The sequence below is a fragment of the Streptomyces sp. DSM 41931 genome (genome assembly GCF_050271085.1).
Classification (GTDB): Bacteria; Actinomycetota; Actinomycetes; order Streptomycetales; family Streptomycetaceae; genus Streptomyces; species Streptomyces albogriseolus.
This window is the reverse complement of the sequence record NZ_CP189902.1, coordinates 3,039,506-3,066,376: the sequence shown is the minus strand read 5'-3', so window position 1 is coordinate 3,066,376 and position 26,871 is coordinate 3,039,506. Positions and strand designations below refer to the sequence as shown.

Below are 26,871 nucleotides of genomic sequence, written 5' to 3'. Positions count from 1 at the left end.
CGGCCCCGGCGATGGAGCGGGGATCACACCGGCCGCGAGCGGTCTACGCGCGGAGATGGTGTCGACGACGTTATATGTTCATACTGAATCCGTTTGCTCCTGACCACTTTTATTCGTAGAAAACACCAAAGGCTCGGCTCCGGGGGGAGCCCGCCGGTGATGAGGTCCCTGCACATGTCCACGTCGGCCCCCGCCAAGGCGCCCACCCCCGAGCAGCCGGGGTCCGGTGCCGCGTCCGGCGCCCTCGACCGCTACTTCCGGATCACCGAGCGCGGCAGCACCCTGCCCCGCGAGATCCGGGGCGGTTTCGCCACCTTCTTCGCGATGGCCTACATCATCGTGCTGAACCCGATCATCCTGGGCAGCGCGAAGGACATGTACGGCAACCAGCTGGACAACGGCCAGCTGGTCACCGCGACCGCCCTGACCGCCGCGTTCACCACGCTGCTCATGGGCGTCATAGGCAACGTCCCGATCGCCCTGGCCGCCGGCCTCGGCGTGAACTCGGTGGTCGCCCTCCAGCTCGCGCCCCGCATGTCCTGGCCGGACGCCATGGGCATGGTGGTGCTGGCCGGTTTCGTGGTGATGCTCCTGGTCGCCACCGGCCTGCGCGAACGTGTGATGAACGCCGTGCCCTACAGCCTGCGCAAGGCCATCGCCATCGGCATCGGCCTGTTCATCATGCTGATCGGCCTGGTCGACTCCGGCTTCGTCTCCCGCATCCCGGACGCCGCCCAGACCACCGTCCCGCTCCAGCTCGGCGCCGACGGCCACCTCAACGGCTGGCCGGTGCTGGTCTTCGTGCTCGGCGCGCTGCTCACGCTGGCGCTGATCGTGCGCAAGGTGCCCGGCGCGATCCTCATCTCGATCGTCGTGATGACCGTCGTCGCCGTCCTGATCAACGCCGTCGCCGACGTGCCCTCCTGGGGGCTGACCTCGCCCGAGTGGCCCGGCAACCCGGTCGCCACCCCCGACTTCGGACTGATCGGCCAGGTCAGCCTGTTCGGCGGATTCTCCGAGGTCGGCGTGCTGACCGGCGTGCTGTTCGTCTTCACCGTGCTGCTGTCGTGCTTCTTCGACGCGATGGGCACGATCATGGGCGTCTCCGACGAGGCCAAGCTCACCGACGGCGAGGGCCAGATGCCCGGCATCAACAAGGTGCTGTTCATCGACGGCGTCGCGGTCGCCGCGGGCGGGGCCAGCTCCGCCTCCGCCACCACCGCGTTCGTGGAGTCCACCGCCGGTGTCGGCGAGGGCGCGCGCACCGGCTTCGCCAACGTCGTCACCGGCGGCCTGTTCGCCGCGGCGCTGTTCCTCACGCCGGTCGCCACCATGGTCCCGTCCCAGGCGGCCACCCCGGCGCTGCTCGCGGTGGGCTTCCTGATCCTGGCCAACGGGATCAAGGAGATCGACTGGGCGGACCACACCATCGCCATCCCCGCCTTCGTGACGATGGTGATGATGCCCTTCACCTACTCGATCACCAACGGCATCGGGATGGGCTTCCTCACCTTCGTGGCGCTGCGCCTCGCGGCGGGCCGCGGCCGGGAGGTCCCGACGGCGATGTACGTGGTGGCGGCGGTCTTCGGCTTCTACTACCTGATGCCGGCGCTGGGTCTGACCTGATCCCCGATGACGGAGTGCGGGATCAGGTGACCCCGTAGAACTTCTCCGTCTCCTCGACGGCGGTGCGGAACCGCTGGTCGAAGTCATCGCGCATGAGCGTCCGGACGACATAGTCCTGGACGCTCATGCCGCGTTTGGCGGCATGGTCGCGGAGCCGTTCGAGCAGTTCGTGGTCTATCCGCAGGCTGAGCACGTCGGTCCCCATGCCCACGAGAGTCGCCGCACCTCCCGGCGCGGCGCGTGGCATTTCGCGCATCGATCACTCATATGGGTGATCTCGGCTCCCGCGGGGAGACCTCTGGGGCGGGAGTGGCGCGACTCACGGGCGGGCGCCGCGTACCGAGTGGTCTTTAGCGAGAGTAATGAGTTACGCTAAAGAACATGCCGGACCTCAGCCATGGCGACGACGCCGCCGCCGTGAACGCCCTTCGCTCCGCCGTGATGCGGCTGTCCCGTCGGCTCAAGCACCAGCGGGTCGACGAGTCGCTCAGCCCCACCGAGATGTCGGTGCTCGGCACCCTGGCCCGCTGCGGCAGCGCCACCCCGGGCGAGCTCGCCCGCAAGGAACACGTCCAGCCGCCGTCGATGACCCGCATCGTGGCGCTGCTGGAGGCCAAGGGCCTGGTCAGGCTCGAGCCGCACCCCGACGACCGGCGCCAGAAGGTCGTCACGCAGACCGAGCGGGCCGAGGCGATGCTCGAGGAGAGCCGGCGCAAGCGCAACGCGTTCCTCGCCACGCTGGTCGAGGAGCTCGACGAGGACGAGTGGGCGACCCTGCGCGCCGCCGCCCCCGTGCTGGAGAAACTGGCGCACATCTGAACCACCCCCGGCAGCCACAGGAGGCGAACCTTTGAGTACGGGATCCGGAGCAGCTTCCGCCCCCGCACCTGACCCCTACGACACCAAGACCGCCCTCGACGCCCCCGCCCGCAAGAACTCCATGTTCTCCTCGCTGAGGATCAGGAACTACCGCCTGTTCTTCCTCGGCCAGGTCGTCTCCAACATCGGCACCTGGATGCAGCGCATCGCCCAGGACTGGCTGGTGCTCAGCCTCACCGGCTCCTCGGCCGCCGTCGGCATCACCACGGCGCTGCAGTTCCTGCCGATGCTGCTGTTCGGCCTCTACGGAGGAGTCCTCGTCGACCGGCTGCGCAAGCGGCCCACCCTGATGGTCACCCAGTCCGCGATGGCCCTCACGTCGATCGCGCTCGCCGTCCTCACCCTGACCGGCCTCGTCCAGGTCTGGCACATCTACGTCGCCGCCCTCGCCCTCGGCCTCGCGACCGTCGTCGACAACCCCGCCCGCCAGTCCTTCGTGTCCGAGCTGGTCGGCCCCGGACAGCTGCAGAACGCGGTCAGCCTGAACTCCGCGAACTTCCAGTCCGCCCGGCTGGTCGGCCCCGCCGTCGCGGGCCTGCTGATCACCGGCGTCGGCACCGGATGGGCGTTCCTGCTGAACGGCCTGTCCTTCGTCGCGCCGCTGACCGGCCTGATGCTGATGCGCACCCGCGAGCTGCACCCCGTGGAGCGCGCCCCGCGCGGCAAGGGACAGCTCCGCGAGGGCCTGCGCTACGTGGCCGGACGGCCCGACCTGCTCTGGCCCATCGTGCTGGTCGGCTTCATGGGCACGTTCGCCTTCAACTTCCCGGTCTACCTGTCGGCCTTCGCCGACGACGTGTTCCACGGGGACGCGGGCGTCTACAGCCTGTTCAACACGCTGATGGCGGTCGGCTCCGTCTCCGGCGCCCTGCTCGCCGCCCGGCGCGGCACCGCCCGGCTGCGGCTGCTGATCACGGCCGCGGTGGCCTTCGGCGCGCTGGAGATCCTCGCCGCCGCGTCACCCGAGCTGTGGATGTTCGCCCTGATCATGGTGCCGCTGGGCCTGGTGTCGATGACGGTCAACGTCACCACCAACACCAGCCTGCAGATGTCCACCGACCCGTCGGTGCGGGGCCGCGTCATGGCCCTCTACATGATGGTGTTCCTCGGCGGCGCCCCCGTCGGCGCGCCCATCGTCGGCTGGGTCACCGACACCTACGGCGCCCGCGTCGGCTTCGCGGCCGGCGGGGCGATCGCGATGACCGCGGCGGCCGTCATCGGCCTGATCCTGGCCCGCGCCGGCGGCCTGCGCCTCGCGGTCGGCTGGCACCGCGGCCACCCGGTCGTCCGCTTCGTCCCCCGCGACCACCCGAAGGCCCTGGCCCCGGCGGCGTGAGCCGCCGGGCGGGGCCGGCCGCTCGTCAGTCCCTCGGGAACTCGTCGGTCCTGAGCACCAGTCCGACGGACGTCGACGACGGTCATCGTGGCGCTCCTCCCCGGCCGACGCTCGATGCGTACAGCCGCGCGGTACAACGATACGCACGGTGACGAGGGCGCGCGGGAGACTGGAGGCATGAGACTCTTCGCCGCCGTGCTGCCGCCCGAGGACGTGATCAGGGCGCTGGCCGCCGAGGTGGGTGAGCTGCGGACACTGGACGGGGCCGACGGGATGCGGTGGACCGAGCGGGCCGGGTGGCACTTCACGCTCGCGTTCTACGGCGAGGTGGACGAGCCCACCGTGCCCGAGCTGACCGCGCGGCTGGGACGGGCCGCCGCGCGGACCGAGCCGTTCCCGCTGGCGCTCTCCGGCGGCGGCCAGTTCGGCCGGGGACGCGCGCTGTGGGCGGGGGCGTCGGGCGACCTGCGGACCATGCGGCTGCTGGCCGAGCGGTCCGAGGCGGCCGGGCGCAAGGCGGGCGTCGAGATGGACGAGCACCGCCGCTACAAGCCCCACCTGACCGTGGCGCGCAGCCGGGACGCCGTCGACGCACGGCCGTACCTGGCGGCGCTGCAGGACTTCCGCAGCCGCACCTGGACCGTGGAGGAGCTGGTGCTGGTGCGCAGCCACCTGCCCACGTCGGGCGTTCCGGGCGAGCAGCCCCGTTACGAGGCGGTCGCCCGCCGGCCGCTCGGCGCGGCCGGTTAGGCTCGACGGCGTGGACCCGAAGACCCGGAACCGGATCATGGCCGGTGCGCTCGTGCTGATGTTCGTCGTGGTGGCCCTGGCGGCGGCGCTCGGGAAGTAGCGCCGCCGCCGGGCCGTCACGGCCTGTTGTCCGCCGTCACCAGGCGAAGGCCTCCGGGGACGGACCCGGGCCCGGGAAGATCTCGTCCAGCGCGGCCAGCAGCTCCTCGCTCAGCTCCAGCTCCAGCGCGCGCAGCGCCGAGTCGAGCTGCTCGCGCGTGCGCGGGCCGACGATCGGGCCGGTCACCCCGGGACGGGTGAGCAGCCAGGCCAGCGCCGTCTCGCCCGGCTCCAGGCCGTGCTTCTCCAGCAGGTCCTCGTACGCCTGGATCTGCTTGCGCGCCACCGGGTCGGCCAGGGTGTCCGCGGCCCGCCCGGAGGCGCGGCGGCCGCCCTCGGCCTCCTTCTTGATGACCCCGCCCAGCAGACCGCCGTGCAGCGGCGACCAGGGGATGACCCCGAGCCCGTAGTCCTGCGCGGCCGGGATCACCTCCATCTCGGCGCGCCGCTCGGCGAGGTTGTACAGGCACTGCTCGCTGACCAGGCCGATGGTCCCGCCGCGCCGGGCGGCGATCTCGTTGGCCTGGGCGATCTTGTAGCCGGGGAAGTTCGACGAGCCGGCGTAGAGGATCTTGCCCTGCTGGACCAGGACGTCGATCGCCTGCCAGATCTCCTCGAACGGGGTGGCCCGGTCGACGTGGTGGAACTGGTAGAGATCGATGTAGTCGGTCCCCAGCCGCTTCAGCGAGGCGTCCACCGCGCGCCGGATGTTCACCGCGGACAGCTTGTCGTGGTTGGGCCACGCCTCGCCGTCCGGGCCCATGTTGCCGTACACCTTCGTCGCGAGGACGACCTTGTCGCGGCGGCCGCCGCCCTGGGCGAACCAGCTGCCGATGATCTTCTCGGTACGGCCCTTGTTCTCACCCCAGCCGTAGACGTTGGCGGTGTCGAAGAAGTTCAGACCCGCGTCCAGAGCGGCGTCCATGATGGCGTGGCTGTCGGCCTCGTCCGTCTGCGGGCCGAAGTTCATCGTCCCGAGGACGAGCCGGCTGACCTTGAGTCCTGTGCGTCCGAGCTGCGTGTACCTCATGGACGTCCAGCCAACGTGTTGGAGTGCGCTCGATGCAAGGGGAGGAGGCTCAGTCGCGGGGGAAGGCGCTGGTGCTCACGGTCAGGTCGGCCGCGGTGCCCGTCAGATCGATGTCGTCGCCGAAGTCCACCCGCGTCCGCGTGACGTAGTCGCCGTTCTTCGGGTCGGTGTAGACGAAGCAGCGGCCCTGGTAGGGGTCGACGATGACGTAGAGAGGGAGTTCGGCGGTCGCGTAGGCGGCCTTCTTCGGGCCGTAGTCGTTGGCGGCGGTGCCCTCGGAGATGACCTCGAAGACGAACTGGACGTCCTCGTAGCGCCAGTGGCCTCCTTCGTCCTTCTCGGCGGAATCCCGGAGCACGGCCACGTCGGGGCAGAGACCGTTCTCGTGGCCCGGGAAGTCGATGCGGACGTCCGAGAACACCTTCACGTCCATCCCGAACCTGTCCTCGACGGCCCGCACGATGCGACGGATGATGGCCCAATGCGTGTCCCGCTGCGGTGTCATGAAGACGCTGCCCCCGACGATCTCGACCCTGAATCCTTCGGGGACGGGCATCCGCTCCAGCCGCTCGAACCACTCGTCCAAGCGCTGCGTGTCGACGTCGGCCATGGCGATCCTGTCTTCAAGGACGGTCATCGTGGCGCTCCTCCCCGGCCGCCCACGGACGAGAGCGGCCGCGCGGTACAACGATACGCACGGTGAGCAGGACACGAGGCTGGGCGCATATGCCACGTCCCCGATCCCTACGCCTCCTCGTACGGCCCGCCCAGGTCCCACTCCCGCCACAGCGCCTCCGCGAACGCCGCCGCAATCTTGTGTTCGCCTGTTTCGTTGGGGTGCGTGCCGTCGTAGGTGTCCGTGTGGAAGTCGTACGACGGTGGGGGCGGGACCAGGAGGAGGGGGGAGGCCGGGTCGTCCAGGTCGGCGGCCGTCTTCGCCAGGAGTTCGTTGAAGTGGGCGACCTGGTCGGCGAAGGTCGGGTCGGCCTCCACGCGGATGTTGCGGATCACCGGCAGGACGGCCGTGCGGATGCGAGGCCTCGCGGCCCGCGCCTCGGCGACGAACGCGCGCACGTTGTCCGCGGTCTGCTCGGCGTTGGTGTAGAAGCCCAGGTCGATCAGGCCCAGCGACACCAGCAGCACGTCCGCGCGGCAGGACCGCACGGCGTCGCCGATCAGCGGGGCCATGTGGCACCAGCCCTCGCCCCAGCCGGCCAGATGGGCCCGGGGGAACTCCGGGTCGGCGTACGCGTACGAGGTGGGGGCGTCCGTGGACGGGTCGTGGAGCGTCTCGCGCGGGCCGACCAGCGTGAAGGGGCCGCCGTACGCGGTGCACAGGTGCTGCCACAGGCGGTAGCGCCAGGTGTGTTCACCCGCGCTCCCGATCGTCATCGAGTCACCTACGGGCATGAACCTGAGCACCCGATCATCATGGTGGATCAGCGCGTTCACCGCGATGTGAGCCCGGACACCCGCACCCGGCGGTCCGCGCTGATGGCAGTCTTGGCTCATGCGCCGACCCTTCGTTCTGCTCGCCGCGACCCTGCTGACGGCCGCGCTCGCCGTGCCCGCCTCCGCCGCCGACAACGACGGCGGGGACGAGGGGTTCACCATCAACGACCCGCGCGTCACCGAGTCCAGCGGGCTCGCCGCCTCCCGGCAGCACCCCGGCGTCTACTGGACCCACAACGACAGCGACGACGGCCCCCACCTCTACGCCGTCGACGGCAGCACCGGCGACACGGTCGCCCGTCTCACCCTCACCGGCATCGGCACGCCCCGGGACGTCGAGGCGATCTCCGTCGGCCCCGGCGACCGCCTCTTCGTCGCCGACGTCGGCGACAACCTGGGCGGCACCTGGCCGTACGTGTGGATCTACGAACTCCCCGAGCCGGAGCGGCTCCAGGACGCGACCGTGCGGGCCACCCAGTACGTCGTGAAGTACGCCGACGGCCCGCGCGACGCCGAGGCGATGGTCGTCCACCCGAAGACCGGGCGGGTGTACCTCATCGACAAGCACGAGGACGGAGGGCACCTCTACGAGGGCCCGGAAAAGCTCTCGCCGTCCGGCGACAACGTGTTCAGGCCGGTCGCCCCGGTCGAGCTGTGGACGACCGACGCCGCGCTCTCCCCGGACGGGCAACACCTCGCGGTGCGCGGTTACTTCGGCGGCATCCACTACGCGTGGAACGGCGGGAAGCTGGAGCGCGAGGGGCGGCTGAGCGTGCCGCTCCAGGGGCAGGGCGAGTCGGTGACCTACTCCGCCGACGGCTCCCGGCTGCTGTTCGGCAGCGAGGGGGAGCAGAGCGGGGTGGTGAGCCGCCCGGCGCCCGGCGCGGACGAGGGCGGGTCCAGCGGCGGTACCGGCTCCCGCGCGGACGGCGGCGGCAGCGCCTCCGGCGACGGGAACGGCGCCTCCGTGAAGGTCGGGGGAGCCGTCGTGGTCGCCGTGGTGGTCGCGGCCCTGTTCGGGCTGGGCAGGCGCCGGCGCAGGGGCTGAACCGCGGGCGTCAGCGCCCCTCTTCGGCCGCGCGCCGGGCGACGTGAACCTCCAGGCCGTCCAGGATGCGCTGGAGCCCGAACTCGAAGTGGTCGAAGCCGGCGTCGAAGGTGTCCTCGGAGAGCCCGGCCATGACGGGATAGCGCCCGCTGCTCATCGCCTTCTCCAGGGCGGGCCGCTGGGCCTCCCAGAACTCCGCGTCCGTCAGCCCCGAGCTGTGCTCGGCCTGCTCCTGGTACAGCTGTGTCCGGGCGGCCCCGGCCACGTACCCGTCGATCATGACGATCACCGACAGCAGTTCGGGGTCGGACAGGCGCATCGGCTTGATCCGGGAGAACACCTTCTCCATGCCGTCCAGGGCGCTCGGGCCGAGGATCGGGCGGGACTGGTTGACCTCCAGCAGCCAGGGGTGGCGCCGGTAGAGGGCCAGGGTGGCCCGGGCCAGTGCCTCCAGGGCCGGGCGCCAGCCGCCGTCGCCGGGGTCCGCGGGGTTCTCCGAGGGGCGCTGCACCCGGTCCAGCATCAGGTCGAGCAGCTCGGCCTTGCCGGGGACGTAGCGGTACAGGGACATCGTGCCGGTGCCCAGCTCCGTGGCGATCCGGCGCATCGACAGCGCGCCGATGCCGTCCCGGTCGGCGACCTCGATCGCCGCCTCCACGATCCGTTCCAGGGTCAGCCCCGGCTTCGGGCCGCGGCTGGGCCGCTGTCCGGTGCCCCAGAGCAGGTCGAGGGTGCGGGCGATGTCGCCGCTGCCGCTGGTCTCCGTACCGCTTCCGCCGCTGCTCATGGAGGCAGTCTAGATCCGCGCGCAAAAACTGGGTACGACGTACGCACAATCGGGTACGGTGTACTCGGTTTCTGGAAGGGGGACCCATGAACGACGACGGGTACGCGGTGCTGGCCGAGGGGCTTCAGAAGCGCTACGGCGAGAAGCGCGCCCTGGACGGCTTCGACCTCACCGTGCGGGCGGGCACGGTGCACGGACTGCTGGGACCGAACGGCGCGGGCAAGACCACCGCCGTGCGGATCCTGTCGACGCTGATCCGGCTCGACGGCGGGCGGGCGACCGTGGCCGGGCTGGACGTGGCGCGCCAGGCCCGCGAGGTGCGGGCGCGGATCGGGCTCACCGGGCAGTACGCGGCGGTGGACGAGGTGCTCACCGGGCGGCAGAACCTGGAGATGTTCGGCAGGCTGTTCCACCTCGGCGGGCGGCGCGCCAAGGGGCGGGCATCGGAACTGCTGGAGCAGTTCGACCTGACCGACGCCGCCGACAAGGGCGTCGGCGACTACAGCGGCGGCATGCGGCGCCGGCTGGACCTGGCGGCGTCGATGATCCTCACGCCGGCCGTGCTGTTCCTGGACGAGCCCACGACGGGGCTCGATCCGCGCAGCCGCGGTGAAGTCTGGGACTCGGTACGGGCGTTGGTGGCGGGCGGCACGACCGTGCTGCTGACCACGCAGTACCTGGAGGAGGCCGACCGGCTGGCCTCCCGGATCACCGTCATCGACCGGGGCCGGTCCATCGCCGACGACACCCCGGACGGGCTGAAGAACCGCGTCGGCGGCGACCGCGTCGAGGTCGTCGTGGCCGAACGGTCCGACATCCCGCGCGTGGTGAAGGTGGTCGCCCGGGTCTCCGACGGTGAACCCGAGGCGGACGAGACCGAGTTGCGGGTGCACGCGCCCGTCACCGACCGGGTGGGCGCGCTGACGGACGTCGCCCGCACCCTCCAGGACGAGGGCGTCCGGGTCGAGGACATCGGGCTGCGCAGGCCCAGCCTCGACGACGTGTTCCTGCGCCTGACCGGACACCGCACGGAGAAGGAGGCGGCGGCATGAGCGCGTTCGACCTGACCGGACCGGCCGGGCGCGGCCGGGTGTACTGGGCGCTCGCGGACTGCTGGAACGTGGTCCGCCGCGGCCTGACCCACTACCAGCGCCAGCCCGTCAACATCGCCTGGCAGCTGGGGTTCCCCATCCTCTCCGTCCTGCTGTACGGCTATGTGTTCGGCAGCGCGATGCGGGTGCCGGGCGGCGGGGACTACCAGGACTTCCTGATGCCGGGCATGTTCGTGATGACCATGGCGTTCGGCTTCATCAACACCGCGACGGTGGTGGTGTACGACTCCACCAAGGGCGTCATCGACCGCTTCCGCTCGATGCCGATGGCGTCCTCGGCGGTGGTGGCCGGGCGCGGGGTGACCGACCTGATCGTCGCCTGCGCGGAGCTGGCCATCCTGATGCTGACGGCCCTGGTCATGGGCTGGCGCCCGGACGGCGGCTGGGAGTTCGTCGCCGCGTTCGGGCTGCTGCTGTGGCTGCGGTTCGCGCTGATCTGGCTCGGGGTCTGGCTGGGTCTGCTGGTGCCCAACCCGGAGGCGGCGGGCGGTCTGTTCGCGGTGGCCTTCCCGCTGACGATGATCTCCAGCATCTTCGTCGCCCCCCAGCTCATGCCCGACTGGCTCGGCCGGGTGGCCGCCTGGAACCCGATCTCCTCCACGGCCGCGGCGACCCGTGAACTCTTCGGCACCCCGGTCGGCGGCGGCGACTCCTGGGTGGAACGGCACGCGCTGCTGATGGCGGGGGTGTGGCCGGTGATCCTGACGGCGGTCTTCCTGCCGCTCGCGGTACGGAGGTTCCGGCGGCTGAGCCGGTGAGACGGAGAGGGCGCCCGGCGGGATCCGCCGGGCGCCCTCTCCGTGTCGTAGGCAGGTGGGACTACAGCTGCTCGATGACGTAGTCGACGCACTTCGTCAGGGCCTCGACGTCCGCCGGGTCGATCGCCGGGAACATCGCGATGCGGAGCTGGTTGCGGCCGAGCTTGCGGTACGGCTCGGTGTCGACGATGCCGTTGGCGCGCAGCACCTTGGCGACGGCGGCCGCGTCCACCTCGTCGGTGAAGTCGATCGTGCCGATGACGGCCGAGCGCTTCGCCGGGTCGGTGACGAACGGGCTGGCGTACTTGATGTCCTCGGCCCAGCCGTACAGCGTGCGCGCGGAGGTCGCGGTGCGGCGGACCGCCCAGTCCAGGCCGCCCTGGCCGTTGATCCACTCCAGCTGCTGGTTGAGCAGGAACAGGGTGGCGAGCGCCGGGGTGTTGTACGTCTGGTTCTTGCGGGAGTTGTCGATCGCCGTCGGCAGCGAGAAGAACTCCGGGACGTGCCGGCCGCTCGCGTGGATCCGCTCGGCGCGCTCGATCGCGGCCGGGGAGAACACGCCGATCCACAGGCCGCCGTCGGAGGCGAAGGACTTCTGCGGGGCGAAGTAGTAGACGTCCGTCTCGGCGATGTCGACCGGCAGGCCGCCCGCGCCTGAGGTGGCGTCCACCAGGACCAGCGCGCCCTCGTCGGCGCCCGCCACGCGCTTGATCGGCATGGCGACGCCGGTGGAGGTCTCGTTGTGGGTGAGGGCGTACACGTCCACGCCCGCCTCGGCGACCGCCTCCGGGTGCGTGCCCGGGTCGGCGGAGATGACGTCCGGGTCGGCCAGCCACGGGGCGAGCTTGGCCGCCTTGGCGAACTTGGAGCTGAACTCGCCGAAGCTGAGGTGCTGCGACTTGTTCTCGATCAGGCCGTGGGTCGCGATGTCCCAGAACGCGGTGGATCCGCCGTTGCCGAGGATCACCTCGTAGCCGTCGGGGAGCTGGAACAGCTCGCGGACGCCCTCACGCACCTGGCCGACCAGGTTCTTCACCGGGGCCTGGCGGTGGGAGGTGCCCAGCAGGGACGTGCCGGTCGCGGCCAGCGCGTCCAGCGCTTCCGTCCGCACCTTGGAGGGACCCGCACCGAAACGACCGTCGGCGGGCTTGATGTCAGCAGGAATCCGGATCTCAGCCACGACCGGAGCCTAGCGGCTGGGGGAAACACGGGCGCAACATCGTCCGTCCGCTGAGACGCGCCGCTGAGACACATCACCGGTACGGGTGGCGGACGGACCGGGGGGAGGGCCGTCCGCCACCCGCGTCCCTCACCCGCCGAGCGTCACGGGCAGCTCGTACAGGTCGTTCTGGGTGACCACCGGCTTGTTGCGCAGCTCGCCCGCCGGGACCGCCAGGTCCAGCTTCGGGAAGCGCGCGTACAGCGCCGGGAGGGCGACGCCCGCCTCCAGACGGGACAGGGCGGCGCCGGGGCACACATGCGGGCCGTGCCCGAAGGAGATGTGCCGGTGGGGGTCCTCGCGGGTGATGTCGAAGACGCCGGCCGTCGGCCCGTGCGCCTGCTCGTCCCGTCCGATCGCCGCGTACGACACGATCAGCGCGTCCCCGGCGGGCAGCACCTTGTCCCCTACGGGTACGTCCTCGGTCGCGAACCGGATCAGCACGTGCGAGGTCGGCGTGGACCAGCGCAGCGTCTCCTCGATCACCGCCGACCAGTCCGCCTTCCCGGACAGCACCAGCTCGCGCTGGTCCGGGTGGGTGGAGAGGTTGACCACCGCGTTGACGATGAGCGAGATCGTGGTCTCGTGCCCGGCCGCCACCATCAGCTGGAGCGTGGCGACGATCTCCTCGTCGGTCAGCCGGTCGCCGTCCTCCGACGCCTGGATCAGCGCCGACGTCAGGTCGTCGCCCGGGTTCTCCCGCTTCGACGCCACCGTCTCGGCCATGATCCCGGCCAGCTCGGTGAGCGTGGCCACGACCTCCTCCGGCGGGGTCTGCGTGGAGAAGAACTTCTCGAACAGCTCCTTCAGCCGAGGCAGCCGCTCCTCGGCCAGCCCCATCAGATCGGCGATCACGAACATCGGCAGCGGATAGGCGAACACCGCCTTCAGGTCCACACGGTCGCCGGGCTGCGCGGCCACCTGGTCCAGCAGCGACTCCGTCAACTCGGTGATCCGGTCCCGCATCCGCTCCACCCGTCTGGGGGTGAGCGCCTGGGCGACCAGGGTGCGCAGCCGCCGGTGGTCGGCGCCGTCCACGGTGAGCATCGAGCGCGGCGGGTTGGCCAGCCCGATCAGCGGCCAGTCGGGGGCTATCTCCCCGCGCCGCCAGGCGCCCCAGACGTTGATGTCCTTCACCAGCCGCGGGTCGGTCAGCAGCCTCTTCGCCTCGGCGTGATGGGTCACCGCCCACACGGGCACGCCTCCCGGCAGGGTCACGGCGGCCAGCGGCCCGGCGGCCCGCAGCGCCGCGCTCTCGGCGTCCAGGTCGGAGACGAACGGGTCGAGGGGGATGCGGGTCTCTTCGGTGTCGGTCGCGGTGAGGTCCGTACCAGCCGTCATGCGAGCGAGCCTCCAAGGGCGGGGGTGGGTGTGAAGGTGACCGGGAGCTCGGACAGGCCGCGCAGCCAGGGCGACGGGCGGCGGGTCAGGGAGGAGGCCGGCACGGCCAGGTCGATGTCCGGCAGCCGGTCCAGGACCACCTCGATGCCGGTCCGGGCGATCACCTCGGCGATCTCCTGCGCCGGGAACGGGCAGCGGTGCTCGCCGTGACCGAAGGAGAAGTGCGCGCCGTTGCCGCCGGTGAGCGAGCCGTCGGTGCGCACCTGCGGGTCGGAGTTGGCGCCCTGGAGGCCCAGCAGCACCATGTCGCCGGCCCGGATGCGGCGTCCGCCGAGCTGCGTGTCGCGCGACGCCCACCGCGCCGCCACGTTCTGCGTCGGGGTGTCCTCCCACAGCACCTCGTTCATCGCCTCGGCGACGCTGTTGCGGCCGCCGAACAGCGAGGCCGCGAACCGGGAGTCGGTGAGCATCAGGTGCAGCGAGTTGCCGATCCAGTCGGCGGTCGGCTGGTGCCCGGCCGCCATCATCACCATCAGGTCCTGGACGATCTCCTCGTCGGTGAACCCCGAGGGGTCGGCGAGCATCCGGGAGGCGACGTCCTCCGCGGGCTCCTTGCGCCGCTGGGCCACCAGCTCCGTCATCGACGTGAACAGATGCGTCTGGCCTGCGAGCGCCCGCTCCCGCCCGTCGATCATGTCGTTGAGCGCGGTGACCAGCGCGGGACCCTTGTCGTCGGGGAACCCGTACAGCCGGGCCAGCACCCGCACCGGCAGCAGCATCGCGAACTCGCCGATCACGTCGGCGGACCCGCGCGGGCAGATCGCGTCGATCAGCTCGTCCGCGAACCGCTCGGAATGGCCGCGCAGTTCGGTCGGGCCGACCGCCTCCAGCGCGTTCCCCAGCATCGCGGCCCGCTCCCGGTGCCGCTCGCCGACGGTGTAGAGGATGGACGGCTGACGGCGTCCGATCATCGGCAGCAGCGGCCAGTCGTCGGGGATGTTCTCCCACTGGTTCCACAGCTCGGAGTCGCGGCTGAACAGCACCGGGTCGCCGGTGACCTGGTGCAGCTCGCGGTAGCCGAGGACCAGCCAGGCGGGGGCGTCGCCGTCGAGCACGACCGGCACCACACTGCCGTGCTCGCGGCGCAGCTCGCGGTAGACGCGGGCCGGGTCGTCCTGCAGCAGGGGGCCGCTGAACGGGACGGCGTCGGGGACGGAGGCGGGACTCACACCAGCTCCTGACGGGGGGCTCGGGCCTGATCGGCGTACAGCTCCTTGATGTGCTCCACCAGCGTGATCAGCACGATCTTGCTGGACTCGCGGGACCGCGCGTCGCAGTTCACCAGCGGCACATGCGGGTCCAGGTCGAGGGCCTCGCGGATCGTCTGCGGGGTGAAGGTGGGCCCGCCGAAGTCGTTGCAGGCCACGATGAACGGCGTGCCGTGCCGCTCCAGCCGGTCGATGGCGTACCAGGAGTCGTCGATGCGCCGGGTGTCCACCAGCACCACCGCGCCCAGCGTGCCGGAGAACAGCCGGTCCCACAGGAACCAGAACCGCTCCTGCCCCGGCGCGCCGAACAGGTACAGCACGTTGTGCTCGTCCAGCGTGATGCGGCCGAAGTCGAAGGCGACGGTGGTCGCGGTCTTGCCGCGCACCCCGCTCACGTCGTCGACGCCCTCGCCGGCCTGGGTCATCGTCTCCTCGGTGTTGAGGGGACGGATCTCGCTGACGGAGCGGACCATCGTCGTCTTGCCGGCGCCGAAGCCGCCCACGACCACGATCTTCAGGCCGTTGTCGGCCGACGCGCCCAGCGGGGTGCGCGTCTCGGACGCCGTGGGCGTCTCAGAGGTTGCGGAGTCCAACGAGCACCTGCTCCAGGATGTCGGGGTCGGGTACGGCGGCTCTTCGGGGGTGACGGGCGCTGACCCGGCCCGCCGCGAGGAGGTCGGACAGCAGGATCCGGGTGATGCTCACCGGCAGTTTCAGCTCGGCCGCGATCTCCACGACCGCCGTGGGCCGTCCGGTGAGGCGCAGGATCGCCGCGTGCTCCGACTGCATGCCGGGCACCGGGTCGCACTCGGCGACGACCAGGGTCACCAGGTCGAAGGGGTTGTCGGGCCCGGACCGGCTGCGCCCCCCGGTGAGGGTGTACAGCCGGTCGGGCGCGTCGTCCCTGCCGGGCCGGCTCATGAGGTGCGCGGCTGCGCGGTCAGGTGCTCGCCGAGCTGCTCCACCAGCTCGCTCATGTTGTGCCCGACGAGCCCGGCGTCCGCGTCCTCCGTGGTGACGACGGCCAGGTGCGCGCCCTCGCCGGCCTCCACGATGAACAGCACGCCGCCGTAGAACTCGGTCATCGCCGAGCGCACCCCGCCGGTGCCGTCGCCGAACTCGACGGACGCGCCGTGCGACAGCGACTGGATGCCGGCCGCGATGGCGGCGAGCTGGTCGGCCTGGTCGGTGGAGAGCTCGGTCGTGCGGCACAGTTTCAGGCCGTCACGGGACAGCACGAGCGCGTGCCGCGCGCCCGGCGTGCGCTCCAACAGGCCCTCGATGAGCCAGGTGAGCTTCTCGTCCGCGGTGGTCGTGCCGGTCATGAGGTGGTGTCGCCTTCCGAAGTCACGGGGGTGGGCTGAGGTGAGGTCTCGGGGTCGGGGGTGGTCTCGCGGGCCGGGACGGCGCCCGCGTCCGGGTCGGCCGTGTCGTCCGGGGTGGGGGTGCGCACGGCCTGGCGGAAGCTGCTGAAGCGGGCGGTGCGGGCCCGGGTCTCCTCGGCCGTGGGGGCGGGCCGGGACTCCGCGGCACGGCTGCCGGCGCCCGCCCGGCGCTCCGCCGCGGCGAGCGTGCGGCCGCGGCGCCGGCGGGGCAGCACCAGGGGCGCGGCGTCGCCGTCGGCGGACGCGTGGGCCGGCACCGGGTCGGCGTCCACGTCGCCGCCGGAGCGGGCGGCGGCGTAGGAGGGCGCGGAAAGGATGGACGCGGGGGCGGGGGCGGTCGGGCGCCCGGTCTCCGGGGAGGCGGGGGACGCGGCGGTGTCGTCGGTGGCGCCGTGGCGGGGTTCGGGCTCGGGGTCTCTCCCGGTCAGGCCGCGGCGCCGGGGGAGGTCCTGCGGCTCGTCCTCGGTGGCGGACGGCTGGTCGTCCCTCGCGCCGGGCGTCTCATGTCCGTGCGTGCCGGACGGTTCCGCGGCCTTCGTGGCGGACGGCTGGTCGTCCCTCGCGCCGGGCGTCTCATGTCCGTGCGTGCCGGACGGTTCCGCGGCCTTCGTGGCGGATGGCTGGTCGTCCCTCGCGCCGGGCGTCTCATCTCCGTGCGTGCCGGACGCCTCCGCGGCCTTCGTGGCGGATGGCTGGTCGTCCCTCGCGCCGGGCGTCTCATGTCCGTGCGTGCCGGACGGCTCCGCGGCCTTCGCGCCGGACGCCTCGTGGTCCCGCGGGCCGGCCTCCCGGCCCGTCGCCGCCGCCGTGAGCGTGCGGGGGCGGGCCGCCGGGGTGGCCGCGCCGTTCGTGGCCGGGGCCGTGACCGGCCGCACGGGCGCCGCGTCCGCCGGTACGAGGATGTCCTGCGGCAGCAGCACCAGCACGCCCGTGCCGCCGCGCGCGGAGGGCCGGTACGACACCCGCAGCCCGTACCGCCGGGCCAGTCGGCCGACGACCGCGAGACCCAGCCGGGTGCCGGTGAGACCGCCCAGCTCGGTGGACTCGCCCGAGACGGCCCGTTCGGCGCGGCGCAGCTGTGCCTCGCCCATCACCAGGCCGCTGTCCTCGACGGACACGATGACACCCGCCGGGACCTCCTCCACGTAGACGTGGACCTCGGCGGTCGGGGGTGAGAAGTTCGCGGCGTTGTCGAGGAGTTCGGCGAGCGCGTGCATCACGCCCTCGGCGGCGTGCCCCGCGACGGAGATGTCGCTGGCGGAGTGGACGCGGACCCGCTGGTACCCGGCGATGCGGCCCATCGCGCCGCGCAGGATCGACTCCATCGGGATGGGGCGGGCCCAGCGGCGGCCGGAGCGGGCGCCGGTGAGGACGGCGACGGAGTCGGCGAGGCGGCCCGCCTGGGCGGTGCGGTGGTCGAGGTGGAGCAGGTCGGCGAGGACCTCCTCGTCGTGGTGCTTCTCCTCCATCGCGCGCAGGTCGGCGAGCATGCCGGTGGACAGGGCCTGCATCCGTCCGGCCGCGTTGGCGGTGGCGGCCAGGGCGGCCGCGCGGGCCCCCTCGGCCTCCCGCAGCCGGGTGGTCAGCCGCGCGTTCTCCCCGGCGAGCCGGATCCGCTCGCGCGCCAGGCGGTCGCTCTCCTCCTCCAGCCGGTCGCGCTCCTCGGTGTGCTCCTCGGTCAGCTTGGCCAGCTCGTCCGCGTGCTGGGCGGTGAGCCGGTCCAGTTCGGCGGTGTGCCGTTCGGCGGACCGGGCCAGCTCCGCCGTGTGCGCGTCGTCGGTCCGGGTCCGCTCCTCGGCCCGCTCGTGCGCCAGCCGGGCCAGCTCGGCCGCGTGCTGCTCGGCGAGCCGGTCGCGCTCGTCGGCCAGCGCCTCGGCGAGATGGGCCCGCTCCTGGTCCAGCTCCGCGGACAACCGGGCGCGTTCCCGGGTGAGTTCACCGGTCAGCAGTTCGTGCCGGCGGCGGGCGTCCTCGGTCAGCCGGGACCGCTCCTGGAGCAGCCGCCCGACGTCCTGGGTGACGGCCTCGAGCCGCGCCCGGGCGGCGCGCGCCGACAGTTGGGCGTACGCGGCGGCCGTGACGGCGGCGCACAGCAGCACGGACGCGATCACGCCGGTCACCAGGACCGCGCCGATCGCGGCCTGCGGGGCGAGGAAGAAGGCGGCCACGACGGCGACCGCGCAGCACGCGGCGGTGAGCACGGGGGCGGGCAGCAGGCTGCGGGGGGTGGGGCGGTCGCCGGGGAGCAGGGGAGAGGTCATCAATCAGGTCCTCGGTCGGGTCCTCGGTCGGGTCCGCGGGCGTGCACCGTCATGGCTGCGCGGCCCTCGGGCGGTTCGATGGGACGCCGGACCTGATTCTGGGGTCGCTTCGCGAACGAGGTCCGACAACTGCGCGCAACTCGCGGTCACTATATGGGAGTTCGTGATCGGCTTGGGAAGATTCTGCTTCCGTTCTTGGTTGAACGGTCCGGCAGCGCGTCCCGGGCCCGTCCAGAGGCGGGTGCGCCGCCGCCCGCGCCGCACCCCCGCGGAGGCATCCTGAGGGCATGACGGATCAGCGGGAACTGGCGGCGGCGCTGCGCGAGGCGGTACGCGGCGAGGTGGACCTCGGCGTCACCGCGAGGGCGCTGACCACGATGGACGCCTCCAACTACCGCCGGATTCCGCTCGGCGTGGTCGCGCCCCGGGACGCCGACGACGTCGCGGCGGCGCTGTCGGTGTGCCGGGAGCACGGGGTGCCCGTGGTGCCGCGCGGCGGCGGCACGTCGATCGCGGGGCAGGCGACCGGCACGGGCATCGTGCTCGACTTCACACGCCACATGAACCGTCTGCTGTCCCTGGACCCGGAGGCGGGCACCGCCGTCGTCCAGCCCGGCCTGGTCCTCGACCGCCTCCAGGAGGCCGCCGCCCCGCACGGGCTCCGCTTCGGCCCGGACCCGTCCACCCACAGCCGCTGCACCCTCGGCGGCATGATCGGCAACAACTCCTGCGGCTCCCACTCGGTCGCCTGGGGCACCACCGCCGACAACGTGCGCACCCTGTCCGTGATCACCGCACGCGGCGAACGGCTGCGCCCCGGACCCGGCTGGGCGGGCGCCCCGGCCGGCCTGCGCGAGCTGGCCGAGGGCGAACTGGCGCGTCTGCGCACGGGCTTCCCCGACCTGCCACGCCGTATCTCCGGGTACGCGGTGGACGCCCTGCTGCCGGAGAACCGCGCCGACGTCGCCCGCTCCCTCTGCGGCTCGGAGGGCACCCTCGCCGTGCTCACCGAGGCGGAGCTGACCCTCGTACGGGCGCCCCGCGCACGGGCGCTCGCCGTGCTGGCGTACGCCGACGAGAGCGGGGCCGCGCAGGCGGCGGCGGGGCTGCTGCCGTACCGCCCGCTGACCGTGGAGGGCATGGCGGCCGACCTGGTGCCGTCCGCCGCGGACCTGCCGCGCGGAGGGGCGTGGCTGTTCGTCGAGGCCGGCGGGGACACCGAGGCGGAGGCCCGCGCGGCCGCCGAGGCGATCGTGCGGGCGGCGGACGTCATGGACGCGCTGGTGGTCACCGACCCGGCCCGGCAGCGCGCGCTGTGGCGCATCCGGGAGGACGCGAGCGGCACGGCGACCCGGATGCCGGACTCGAGCGAGGCCTGGCCCGGCTGGGAGGACTGCGCGGTGCCGCCCGCCCGGCTGGGCGCCTACCTGCGGGACTTCCGGGCGCTGCTCGCCGAGCACGGCCTGCGCGGCACCCCCTACGGGCACTTCGGGGACGGCTGCATCCACGTCCGCATCGACTTCGACCTGCTCACCGAGCCGGGCGTCGCGCGCTTCCGGCGCTTCTCGGAGGAGCTGGCGGACCTCGTCGTCGCCCACGGCGGCTCCCTCTCCGGCGAGCACGGCGACGGGCAGGCCCGTGCGGAGCTGCTGCCGCGCATGTACGGCGCGGAGACGGTCGCCCTCTTCGAGCGGGTGAAGGGCGTGTGGGACCCGGACGGCCTGCTCAACCCCGGCATGCTGGTCCGCCCCGCGCCCCTCGACACCGGCCTCCGCTTCTCCCCCCTCCCGCGCGAACCGGTCGACGTCGTCTTCGGCTACCCCGCCGACGCCGGCGACTTCTCGGCCGCGGTGCGGCGCTGCGTGGGCGTCGCCAAGTGCCGTACGACGTCCGTGTCGGGGTCCGCCGTGATGTGCCCGTCGTTCCGGGCGACGGGGGAGGAGGAGCACTCCACCCGCGGGCGCGCCCGGCTGCTGCACGAGATGCTCGCGGGCGAGGTGGTGACCGACGGCTGGCGCTCCACGGAGGTGCGGGACGCGCTCGACCTGTGCCTGTCCTGCAAGGGGTGCCGCTCCGACTGCCCGGTCGGCGTCGACATGGCCACGTACAAGGCGGAGTTCCTGCACCACCACTACGCGGGCCGCCGCCGTCCCGCCGCCCACTACGCGATGGGGTGGCTGCCCGTGTGGCTGTCCTGGGCGGCCCGGACCCGGACGGCGGGAGCGGCGAACGCGCTCGCCTCGGTGCGCCCGCTCGCGCGCCTGGCGAAACGGCTGGGCGGGATCGCGGGCGGGCGGGAGATCCCGCGTCTGGCGGCGGAGCCCTTCAGCCGCTGGTGGCGGCGGAGGCGGACGCCTGCCGCGGGTGAGGGCCCGCTGGTGGTGCTGTGGCCGGACACCTTCACCGAGCACCTGTCGCCGTCGGTGGGCCGGGCGGCGGTACGGGTCCTGGAGGCGGCGGGGCTGCGGGTGGCGCTGCCCCCGACCCTGCGGCCGCGGCCCGGCGGGCGGGTGGGCGACGCCCGCTCACGCTCCGCCCTCTCCCTGCTCACGGCACGGCGCGGGCGGGTCTGCTGCGGGCTGACGTACATCTCCACCGGGCAGCTGGATCGCGCCCGTGCGGTGCTGCGGCGCACCCTGGACCTCCTGGAACCGGTGCTCGCCACGGACGCGCCGCTGGTGGTGCTGGAGCCGAGCTGCGCGGCCGCGTTGCGCACGGACGCCCCGGAACTCCTGCACGACGACCCGCGAGCGGCTCAACTGGCCTCCCGGGTGCTGACGTTCGCGGAGGCGCTGGAACGGCTCGCCCCCGGCTGGACCCCGCCCGCCGTGAACCGCCCGGTCACCGGCCAGACCCACTGCCACCAGCACGCGGTCCTGGGCGACGCTCCCGACCGCCGGCTCCGGGCGGCGGCCGGCCTCACGGGAGAACTGGTGGGCGGGTGCTGCGGCCTGGCGGGCAACTTCGGCTTCGAGAGGGGGCATGACGACGTCTCGCGCGCCTGCGCGGAGGAGCAGTTGTTGCCCTCCGTACGGGAGGCGCCGAAGGACGCGGTGGTCCAGGCGGACGGCTTCTCCTGCCGGACGCAGCTGGAGCAGCTGGGGGGCGTGCGGGGCCGTCACCTGGCGGAGATCCTGGCTCAGGCGCTGGGCGAGGAGGCGTGAGCGGGCGCCTCAGTCGAGGCAGAACTCGTTCCCCTCGATGTCCTGCATGACGATGCACGAGTCGGTGCCGTCGTAGAGCAGCCGCTGCCGGACCGCGCCGAGGGCGACCAGCCGGGTGCACTCGGCCTCCAGCGCGGCCAGCCGCTCCTCACCGGTCATCCCGGTGCCGACGCGCACGTCGAGGTGGACGCGGTTCTTGACGGTCTTGCCCTCGGGCACCCGCTGGAAGAACAGCCGGGGCCCCGCGCCGGTCGGGTCGCTCGCCGAACACCAGGCGCCGTCCCCGTCGGGGAACCGCTCCCGGTTGAACGCGTCCCAGGATTCGTACCCCTTCGGCGGCACGACGGCGTACCCCAGCACCTCGCACCAGAACCGCGCCAGCCGCTCGGGGTCCGCGCAGTCGAACGTGACTTGCACCTGCCTGATCTCTGCCACGGGGCGCACCCTAACAAGCGGCCGGCCTCTGCCAAGTCGATGTGCGGGGCAGCCGTTGCTGGTTAAAGTCGTGCGTCACACCTGGTTGTAGGGGACAACCGGAGTGCTTTGGGGGGAGGGCCCGCAGCGCATGAGTCGTCGTTCCACCGGTTTTGTCGGTGTCTGGGCCGAGACGCAGCGGCAGCAGCAGCGTCAGCAGGAGGCCGACGCCAGGCGGCGCCGGCAGGAGGAGCAGCGGGCGCGGGCCCATCAGCGGCGCGTGGAGCGGGACCACCGTGAGTACCGGAAGGCGGAGGCTCTCCGGCGCACGGAGGAGCTGGACGCGCAGGTCGCGTCGTTGCGGGCGCTGCTCGCGACGGGGTGCCGGGCGGCGCCGTTCCGGGCCGCGACGCTGATGCGGGCGGAGACCGTGCAGCCGTTCGCGCCGGGTCCGCTCGCGCAGCCCGTGCCCCTGCCGGAGGCCAGGAACTACCAGCCGCAGGGCGGGGGCTGGACGGCGAACCGGCGGGCGCAGGCGCAGGCGGAGGCGCGGGCCCGATTCGAGCGGGACTGGCACGCGGCGCAGGCCGCCGAGGCGCGGCGGCAGCAGCAACTCGCCGCCTACCAGCGGCAGTACCAGGAGTGGGCCGACGCCCAGCTGGCCGAGGTGCGCCGGCACAACGCCGAGGTCACCGCGACCGTCGAGGGCGTGCGCCGCCGGGAGCCCGACGCGGTGATCGAGTACTTCTCCGCCGCCCTGTACTCCTCCACAGCCTGGCCTGAGGGGTTTCCGCGCCAGGTGGCCGCGGCCTACGACCCGGCGGCGGGACAGCTCGTCCTGGACTGGGAGCTGCCCGCGTACGACGTGGTGCCGGAGACCAAGGCGGTCCGGTACATGGCGAGCGTCGACCAGGACAAGGAGATGCCCCGCCCCGTGGGCCAGCGGCGTGCGCTGTACAAGGAGGTCCTGGCCCAGTGCATGCTGCTCGTGCTGCACGAGCTGTTCGCCGCGGACGAGCAGGGCGCCCTGGAGTCGGTGGCGCTCAACGGCTTCGTCGACGGGCACGACCCGACGACGGGCCGCCCCGGGCAGATCTGCCTCGCCACCGTGATGGCGGAGCGCGCCGCGTTCCAGGAGCTGCATCTTGCGCAGGTGGACCCGGAGAGCTGCTTCACCGACGCGCTGCGCGGCCAGGTCTCGGCACGCCCCGACCAGCTCGCGGCCGTACGGCCCGGAAGGCGGCCGCAAGACGTCGGCAATCGGGTCGTCGCCCACGGCGGCGACGAGGACCCTGACCTGTTCGCGATGGACCCGGTGGCCTTCGAGAACCTGGTCGCCGACCTCTTCCGCGCCATGGGCATGCAGGCGGTGACCACCCAGCGCTCCAACGACGGCGGCGTGGACGTCGACGCGCTGGACCCGACGCCGATCCGGGGCGGCAAGATCGTCGTCCAGGTGAAGCGCTACCGGAACACGGTGCCGCCCACCGCCGTGCGCGACCTCTACGGCACCGTGCAGGACGCCGGCGCCAACAAGGGCGTCCTCGTGACGACGTCCGGTTTCGGCCCCGGCTCGCACACCTTCGCCAACGGCAAGCCCCTGGAGCTCATCGCGGGCCCCGAGCTGGTCGACCTCCTCCACCGGCACGGACTGCGGGGGCGGCTGGGCGACGGGAGCACGGGCACGGCCCGCCCGGCGGACCCGGACGCGGACCGGCTGCCCGACGACTACAACGTCCTGGGCATGGGCTGGACCGGTGGCGTCGCGCTGGACGTGTGCGCGCTGGTGTGCCGCGGCAGCCGTGTGCTCAGCGACGACCACTTCGTCTTCTTCAACAACCCCGGCACCCCGGACGGCGCCGTTCGCGCCCTGGAGGCCACCGCACCCGACAAGGCCGCGATCCGCGTCGCCTTCGACGGCCTGCCCGACGAGGCCGACCGCTTCGTGCTGGTGGCCGCCGTCGACCCGGAGGTGAACCCGGACGCGGACCTCGCGGGCTTCACGGACGCCCGCATCCGCCTCCTCGACCCGGGCCTGACCGAGCTGGGACAGCTCGAGGTGTCCGACGGCCGGGCGGGGGAGACGGCCCTGGTCCTCGGCTCGTTCCGCCGCCGCGCGAACGGCGACTGGGACTTCGTCCTCGGCGGCAAGGGGTACCGGGGCGGGCTCGAGGAACTGGTGCAGGACTTCGGGATCGAGGTGCGGTAGCGCTGCGCGGGTGCGCTCACGCCCTCAGGGCGTCGTCTCGCCCCTGACCAGGGGGTGGCACACCGGCTGGACGCCCTCGGGGAGGGCGTCCGGTGCGCACCAGCGGGCCTCCAGGATCTCGAAGGGGTCCAGGCGCAGCTCGCCGCCGAGGAGGCGGGCCTCGAAGGCGACCTCCATGCGGGTGCGCAGGCCGCTGTTCAGCATGACCAGGCGGCCGGCCTCCACGTCGAGGCCGGTCTCCTCCTTGACCTCGCGCACCACGGTCGCCCGGAAGTCCTCGCCCTTGCGCGCGAAGCCGCTCGGCAGGCCCCACTGGCGGCCGGGCGGCCACATCCGGTGCCTCAGCAGCAGCACCCGTCCCTCGTCGTCGCGCACCACACCCGTCACGCCGACCACGAACTTGGCGTGCAGCAGCCACATGATGCGGCTCTGCAGCGGGCGCAGGAGCCGCCAGACACGGACCAGGAGTCGTCGCACGGAACCTCAGTCGAAAGGGGGGAGCGGACGGGGTGTCACCACGGGGAACCGTACCGGGTAGGACGTCCGCACCGTGGACGGAGTTGACCCGGACGGGACACCGGTCGCATCGTCAGGCATATAAACCCTTCACGGTGCTGACGTAGTCCAATACGCTGGACCCGTGAGTCCACCGAGGTGCACACTCGGTGCAGTCGCGCATCACCCCGCACCGCTCGCGTCTCCTACGTCCCTGGAAGGCACCGTGACCACCCCCAGCGCCGCCACCCCGTCCACCGCACCCGGGCAGGTCCACGGCCCCGCCCCCGCGCAGGCCGGCGCACCGGGCGGCCGGCGCGGCGCCCTCGGGCCGGTCGGACTAGTGCTGGCGGGCGGGATCTCCGTGCAGTTCGGCGGGGCGCTCGCGGTGACGCTGATGCCGCGCGCCGGCGCGCTCGGGGTGGTGACGCTGCGGCTGCTGGTCGCGGCGCTGGTGCTGATGGTGCTGTGCCGGCCGCGGCTGCGCGGGCACTCGCGGGCCGACTGGGGCACGGTGATCGTCTTCGGCGTCGCCATGGCCGCGATGAACGGGCTCTTCTACCAGTCCGTCGCCCGCATCCCGCTCGGCCCCGCGGTCACCCTGGAGGTCCTGGGCCCGCTCACCCTCTCGGTGCTGGCCTCCCGGCGCGCGGTCAACCTCGTGTGGGCCGCGCTCGCCCTCACCGGCGTGTTCCTCCTCGGCGGCGGGGGCTTCAGCGGCCTCGACCCGCTGGGCGTCGCCTTCGCCCTGGCCGCCGGGGCGATGTGGGCGGCGTACATCGTCTTCAGTGCGCGGACCGGGCGCCGCTTCCCGCAGGCCGACGGGCTCGCCCTCGCCATGGCGGTGGCGGCGGTGCTGTTCCTGCCGCTGGGCGTCCTGGAGTCCGGCACGAAGCTGCTGGACCCGACGACCTTCGCCCTGGGCGCGGCGGTCGCGGTGCTGTCGTCCGTCCTGCCGTACACCCTCGAACTCCTCGCGCTGCGCCGCCTGCCCGCGTCGACCTTCGCGATCCTGATGAGCCTGGAACCCGCCCTCGCGGCCGCCGCCGGCTTCCTCATCCTCGACCAGGCCCTCGCCGCGACGGAGGCCGCCGCCATCGCCCTGGTCATCGCGGCGAGCATGGGCGCGGTGCGGACGCAGGTGGGGCGGGGGAGGGCGAAGAAGACCGCAGGTGTCTCCTGACGATCGCCGGGCGCGTCGAGCCGCGGCGGGACTAGAGTCGCTCTCGTCTCTCCAAGCAGCCGGTCCTCTCGCGTGACCGGTCCGTCCCGGAGGCACGAAGGGAACAGCGCCATGAGCGTGCAGCACAGTGAGACCGCCGGTGACCGTCCTCTGATCCCCCGTCCGGAGCGGACACCGGGCGCCCTGCGGGCTGCCTGCACGGTCGTCGCACCCGGCCTCCTTGCGGCCTACGACCAGGCCAAGGACCAGGCGCTCGCGGAGGCGGTGGAACTCGGGTCGCTCAAGCCGATCCACGCCTACCTCAGCCACTGGGCCGCCCTCCTGGAGATCGAGCGTCACCCGGCCATGGCGCGGGAGTACCACCGCGCGGAGTACCTCGCCCAGATCGCCACCACGGCGGAGGAAGCGCGCGAGCACCTGAGGACGGCCAGCTCGCTCTACCGTGCGGCCGCCGAGGCGGTGCGCGCCGAGTGACGTGGCGCTGGGAGTACGAGCCCGACCGGGAGACCGTGGCGGACGGCGCCCCGGCCGATTTCCTCGCCGAGGTGGAGAAGACGGCCGCTGAACTGGTGCGGGCGGCCGAAGTACTGCACCTGCACGGGCCCTCGTACCAGGGCGCGGACGAGGGCGCCAAGCACGCCTTCGTCGCCGGTGGCTTCTTCGTCTACATGATCACGCCGCGCTCGGAACTCCTCACCATCTGGCAGGTGACGCCCGACCCTCTTCCCTGACGGTTCGCGCCGCTCAGGAGTCGCCGTCGCCCGTGTCAAGGGGACGATCGCCGGCCGGTGAACGACGTCCACCAGAGACGAACCGAGAGGTTGCCGACCGTGGCCGTTATCGGCAGCTCGCCGCCGATGGCGTGCAGGTACGCCGCCATCGTCGAGGTGTCGAGGCGGGCCGCACCCCGCTCGATCTGACTGACCCTGCCCTGGGTGACCCCCATCGCCTCGGACGCCGGATCGTTCCGGCGAAAAAATGCATGCAAGCACGCTTGCTTGTTTTCTTCGCCGCTGCCATGCTCCCTCCAACCGCGCCGCACACCGCCGTGTCCG

27 protein-coding genes are annotated in these 26,871 nt (G+C 72.8%); 12 read left to right on the top strand and 15 right to left on the bottom strand.

Going from position 1 to position 26,871, the window contains the following annotated elements; all coding sequences use genetic code 11:
• The first annotated feature begins 174 nt into the window (after positions 1 to 174).
• Positions 175 to 1,626 (top strand): NCS2 family permease, encoded by a 1,452-nt coding sequence (locus tag ACP7TJ_RS14095; RefSeq protein ID WP_093768988.1) that lies wholly within the window; start codon positions 175 to 177, stop codon positions 1,624 to 1,626.
• 22 nt (positions 1,627 to 1,648) lie between these two features.
• Here ACP7TJ_RS14095 and ACP7TJ_RS14090 read toward each other — a convergent pair whose 3' ends face one another.
• On the bottom strand, positions 1,649 to 1,831 hold the full coding sequence (locus ACP7TJ_RS14090) for a hypothetical protein (RefSeq protein ID WP_033276586.1): 183 nt from the start codon (positions 1,829 to 1,831) through the stop codon (positions 1,649 to 1,651).
• 176 nt (positions 1,832 to 2,007) lie between these two features.
• Between ACP7TJ_RS14090 and ACP7TJ_RS14085 the strand changes: the two genes are divergently transcribed.
• From ACP7TJ_RS14085 to thpR, 3 genes are all read left to right on the top strand, one after another.
• Entirely contained in the window at positions 2,008 to 2,445 is a 438-nt protein-coding gene (locus ACP7TJ_RS14085; protein ID WP_019524522.1) for a MarR family winged helix-turn-helix transcriptional regulator, read from the top strand.
• Positions 2,446 to 2,476: 31 nt separating this feature from the next.
• Positions 2,477 to 3,841, top strand: coding sequence for an MFS transporter (locus ACP7TJ_RS14080; protein WP_189911010.1), 1,365 nt, complete (start codon positions 2,477 to 2,479; stop codon positions 3,839 to 3,841).
• Positions 3,842 to 4,018: 177 nt separating this feature from the next.
• On the top strand, positions 4,019 to 4,591 hold the full coding sequence (thpR, locus tag ACP7TJ_RS14075; protein WP_367548123.1) for an RNA 2',3'-cyclic phosphodiesterase: 573 nt from the start codon (positions 4,019 to 4,021) through the stop codon (positions 4,589 to 4,591).
• Between the two features lie 136 nt (positions 4,592 to 4,727).
• Here thpR and ACP7TJ_RS14070 read toward each other — a convergent pair whose 3' ends face one another.
• The 3 genes from ACP7TJ_RS14070 to ACP7TJ_RS14060 form a co-directional block, all read right to left on the bottom strand.
• Positions 4,728 to 5,720, bottom strand: a complete 993-nt coding sequence (locus tag ACP7TJ_RS14070) for an aldo/keto reductase (protein WP_093768984.1) — start codon at positions 5,718 to 5,720, stop codon at positions 4,728 to 4,730.
• 49 nt (positions 5,721 to 5,769) lie between these two features.
• Positions 5,770 to 6,357, bottom strand: coding sequence for a Uma2 family endonuclease (locus tag ACP7TJ_RS14065; protein WP_093768983.1), 588 nt, complete (start codon positions 6,355 to 6,357; stop codon positions 5,770 to 5,772).
• Between the two features lie 107 nt (positions 6,358 to 6,464).
• Complete coding sequence (locus ACP7TJ_RS14060; RefSeq protein WP_323137447.1) at positions 6,465 to 7,142, bottom strand: GDSL-type esterase/lipase family protein; 678 nt, start codon at positions 7,140 to 7,142, stop codon at positions 6,465 to 6,467.
• A gap of 88 nt (positions 7,143 to 7,230) precedes the next feature.
• On the opposite strand from ACP7TJ_RS14060, the gene ACP7TJ_RS14055 reads away from it, so the two are divergent.
• Entirely contained in the window at positions 7,231 to 8,220 is a 990-nt protein-coding gene (locus ACP7TJ_RS14055) for a hypothetical protein (protein WP_093768981.1), read from the top strand.
• 10 nt (positions 8,221 to 8,230) lie between these two features.
• Here ACP7TJ_RS14055 and ACP7TJ_RS14050 read toward each other — a convergent pair whose 3' ends face one another.
• On the bottom strand, positions 8,231 to 9,007 hold the full coding sequence (locus tag ACP7TJ_RS14050) for a TetR/AcrR family transcriptional regulator (protein ID WP_093768980.1): 777 nt from the start codon (positions 9,005 to 9,007) through the stop codon (positions 8,231 to 8,233).
• 86 nt (positions 9,008 to 9,093) lie between these two features.
• Between ACP7TJ_RS14050 and ACP7TJ_RS14045 the strand changes: the two genes are divergently transcribed.
• Together ACP7TJ_RS14045 and ACP7TJ_RS14040 are read left to right on the top strand one after the other, a co-directional pair.
• Positions 9,094 to 10,059: an ATP-binding cassette domain-containing protein gene (locus ACP7TJ_RS14045; RefSeq protein WP_189911000.1), complete on the top strand. Its 966-nt coding sequence runs from the start codon at positions 9,094 to 9,096 to the stop codon at positions 10,057 to 10,059.
• Positions 10,056 to 10,877 (top strand): ABC transporter permease, encoded by an 822-nt coding sequence (locus tag ACP7TJ_RS14040; RefSeq protein WP_167743429.1) that lies wholly within the window; start codon positions 10,056 to 10,058, stop codon positions 10,875 to 10,877. Before ACP7TJ_RS14045 ends, ACP7TJ_RS14040 begins: the two co-directional genes overlap by 4 nt.
• A 61-nt stretch (positions 10,878 to 10,938) precedes the next feature.
• Here ACP7TJ_RS14040 and serC read toward each other — a convergent pair whose 3' ends face one another.
• The 7 genes from serC to ACP7TJ_RS14005 form a co-directional block, all read right to left on the bottom strand.
• Positions 10,939 to 12,057: a phosphoserine transaminase gene (gene serC / locus ACP7TJ_RS14035; protein WP_093768978.1), complete on the bottom strand. Its 1,119-nt coding sequence runs from the start codon at positions 12,055 to 12,057 to the stop codon at positions 10,939 to 10,941.
• Between the two features lie 129 nt (positions 12,058 to 12,186).
• The gene (locus ACP7TJ_RS14030) at positions 12,187 to 13,437 is read right to left on the bottom strand and encodes a cytochrome P450 family protein (protein ID WP_427763373.1); all 1,251 of its coding nucleotides are present in this window, start codon (positions 13,435 to 13,437) and stop codon (positions 12,187 to 12,189) included.
• A complete protein-coding gene (locus ACP7TJ_RS14025; protein ID WP_093768976.1) occupies positions 13,434 to 14,666 on the bottom strand; it encodes a cytochrome P450 in 1,233 nt (410 codons plus the stop codon). The genes ACP7TJ_RS14030 and ACP7TJ_RS14025 overlap by 4 nt, the downstream gene beginning before the upstream one ends.
• The gene (locus ACP7TJ_RS14020) at positions 14,663 to 15,298 is read right to left on the bottom strand and encodes a GTP-binding protein (RefSeq protein WP_228917805.1); all 636 of its coding nucleotides are present in this window, start codon (positions 15,296 to 15,298) and stop codon (positions 14,663 to 14,665) included. The genes ACP7TJ_RS14025 and ACP7TJ_RS14020 overlap by 4 nt, the downstream gene beginning before the upstream one ends.
• Complete coding sequence (locus ACP7TJ_RS14015) at positions 15,279 to 15,626, bottom strand: DUF742 domain-containing protein (RefSeq protein ID WP_048460105.1); 348 nt, start codon at positions 15,624 to 15,626, stop codon at positions 15,279 to 15,281. The genes ACP7TJ_RS14020 and ACP7TJ_RS14015 overlap by 20 nt, the downstream gene beginning before the upstream one ends.
• Positions 15,623 to 16,030: a roadblock/LC7 domain-containing protein gene (locus ACP7TJ_RS14010; RefSeq protein WP_093768975.1), complete on the bottom strand. Its 408-nt coding sequence runs from the start codon at positions 16,028 to 16,030 to the stop codon at positions 15,623 to 15,625. The genes ACP7TJ_RS14015 and ACP7TJ_RS14010 overlap by 4 nt, the downstream gene beginning before the upstream one ends.
• Positions 16,027 to 18,351 carry an ATP-binding protein gene (locus tag ACP7TJ_RS14005; RefSeq protein WP_427763369.1) on the bottom strand — a complete coding sequence of 775 codons (2,325 nt, stop codon included), beginning with the start codon at positions 18,349 to 18,351 and terminating at the stop codon, positions 16,027 to 16,029. The genes ACP7TJ_RS14010 and ACP7TJ_RS14005 overlap by 4 nt, the downstream gene beginning before the upstream one ends.
• Positions 18,352 to 18,638: 287 nt before the next feature.
• Here ACP7TJ_RS14005 and ACP7TJ_RS14000 point away from each other — a divergent pair, with 287 nt between their 5' ends.
• Positions 18,639 to 21,515 (top strand): FAD-binding and (Fe-S)-binding domain-containing protein, encoded by a 2,877-nt coding sequence (locus ACP7TJ_RS14000; RefSeq protein WP_427763368.1) that lies wholly within the window; start codon positions 18,639 to 18,641, stop codon positions 21,513 to 21,515.
• Between the two features lie 9 nt (positions 21,516 to 21,524).
• Here the strand turns inward: ACP7TJ_RS14000 and ACP7TJ_RS13995 are convergent, their stop codons facing one another.
• Entirely contained in the window at positions 21,525 to 21,950 is a 426-nt protein-coding gene (locus tag ACP7TJ_RS13995) for a VOC family protein (RefSeq protein WP_193459140.1), read from the bottom strand.
• Positions 21,951 to 22,080: 130 nt separating this feature from the next.
• Here ACP7TJ_RS13995 and ACP7TJ_RS13990 point away from each other — a divergent pair, with 130 nt between their 5' ends.
• A complete protein-coding gene (locus tag ACP7TJ_RS13990; RefSeq protein ID WP_427763365.1) occupies positions 22,081 to 24,138 on the top strand; it encodes a restriction endonuclease in 2,058 nt (685 codons plus the stop codon).
• 24 nt (positions 24,139 to 24,162) lie between these two features.
• Here ACP7TJ_RS13990 and ACP7TJ_RS13985 read toward each other — a convergent pair whose 3' ends face one another.
• Positions 24,163 to 24,615, bottom strand: coding sequence for an NUDIX hydrolase (locus tag ACP7TJ_RS13985; RefSeq protein ID WP_093768970.1), 453 nt, complete (start codon positions 24,613 to 24,615; stop codon positions 24,163 to 24,165).
• Between the two features lie 244 nt (positions 24,616 to 24,859).
• On the opposite strand from ACP7TJ_RS13985, the gene ACP7TJ_RS13980 reads away from it, so the two are divergent.
• From ACP7TJ_RS13980 to ACP7TJ_RS13970, 3 genes are all read left to right on the top strand, one after another.
• Entirely contained in the window at positions 24,860 to 25,816 is a 957-nt protein-coding gene (locus ACP7TJ_RS13980; RefSeq protein WP_367471496.1) for an EamA family transporter, read from the top strand.
• A gap of 111 nt (positions 25,817 to 25,927) precedes the next feature.
• Positions 25,928 to 26,290, top strand: a complete 363-nt coding sequence (locus ACP7TJ_RS13975) for a DUF6247 family protein (protein ID WP_427763363.1) — start codon at positions 25,928 to 25,930, stop codon at positions 26,288 to 26,290.
• Complete coding sequence (locus ACP7TJ_RS13970; RefSeq protein WP_189910980.1) at positions 26,287 to 26,547, top strand: hypothetical protein; 261 nt, start codon at positions 26,287 to 26,289, stop codon at positions 26,545 to 26,547. Before ACP7TJ_RS13975 ends, ACP7TJ_RS13970 begins: the two co-directional genes overlap by 4 nt.
• 35 nt (positions 26,548 to 26,582) lie before the next feature.
• On the opposite strand, the gene ACP7TJ_RS13965 is transcribed toward ACP7TJ_RS13970, so the two are convergent.
• Positions 26,583 to 26,804 carry a helix-turn-helix domain-containing protein gene (locus ACP7TJ_RS13965; RefSeq protein WP_427763360.1) on the bottom strand — a complete coding sequence of 74 codons (222 nt, stop codon included), beginning with the start codon at positions 26,802 to 26,804 and terminating at the stop codon, positions 26,583 to 26,585.
• Between the last annotated feature and the right edge of the window lie 67 nt (positions 26,805 to 26,871).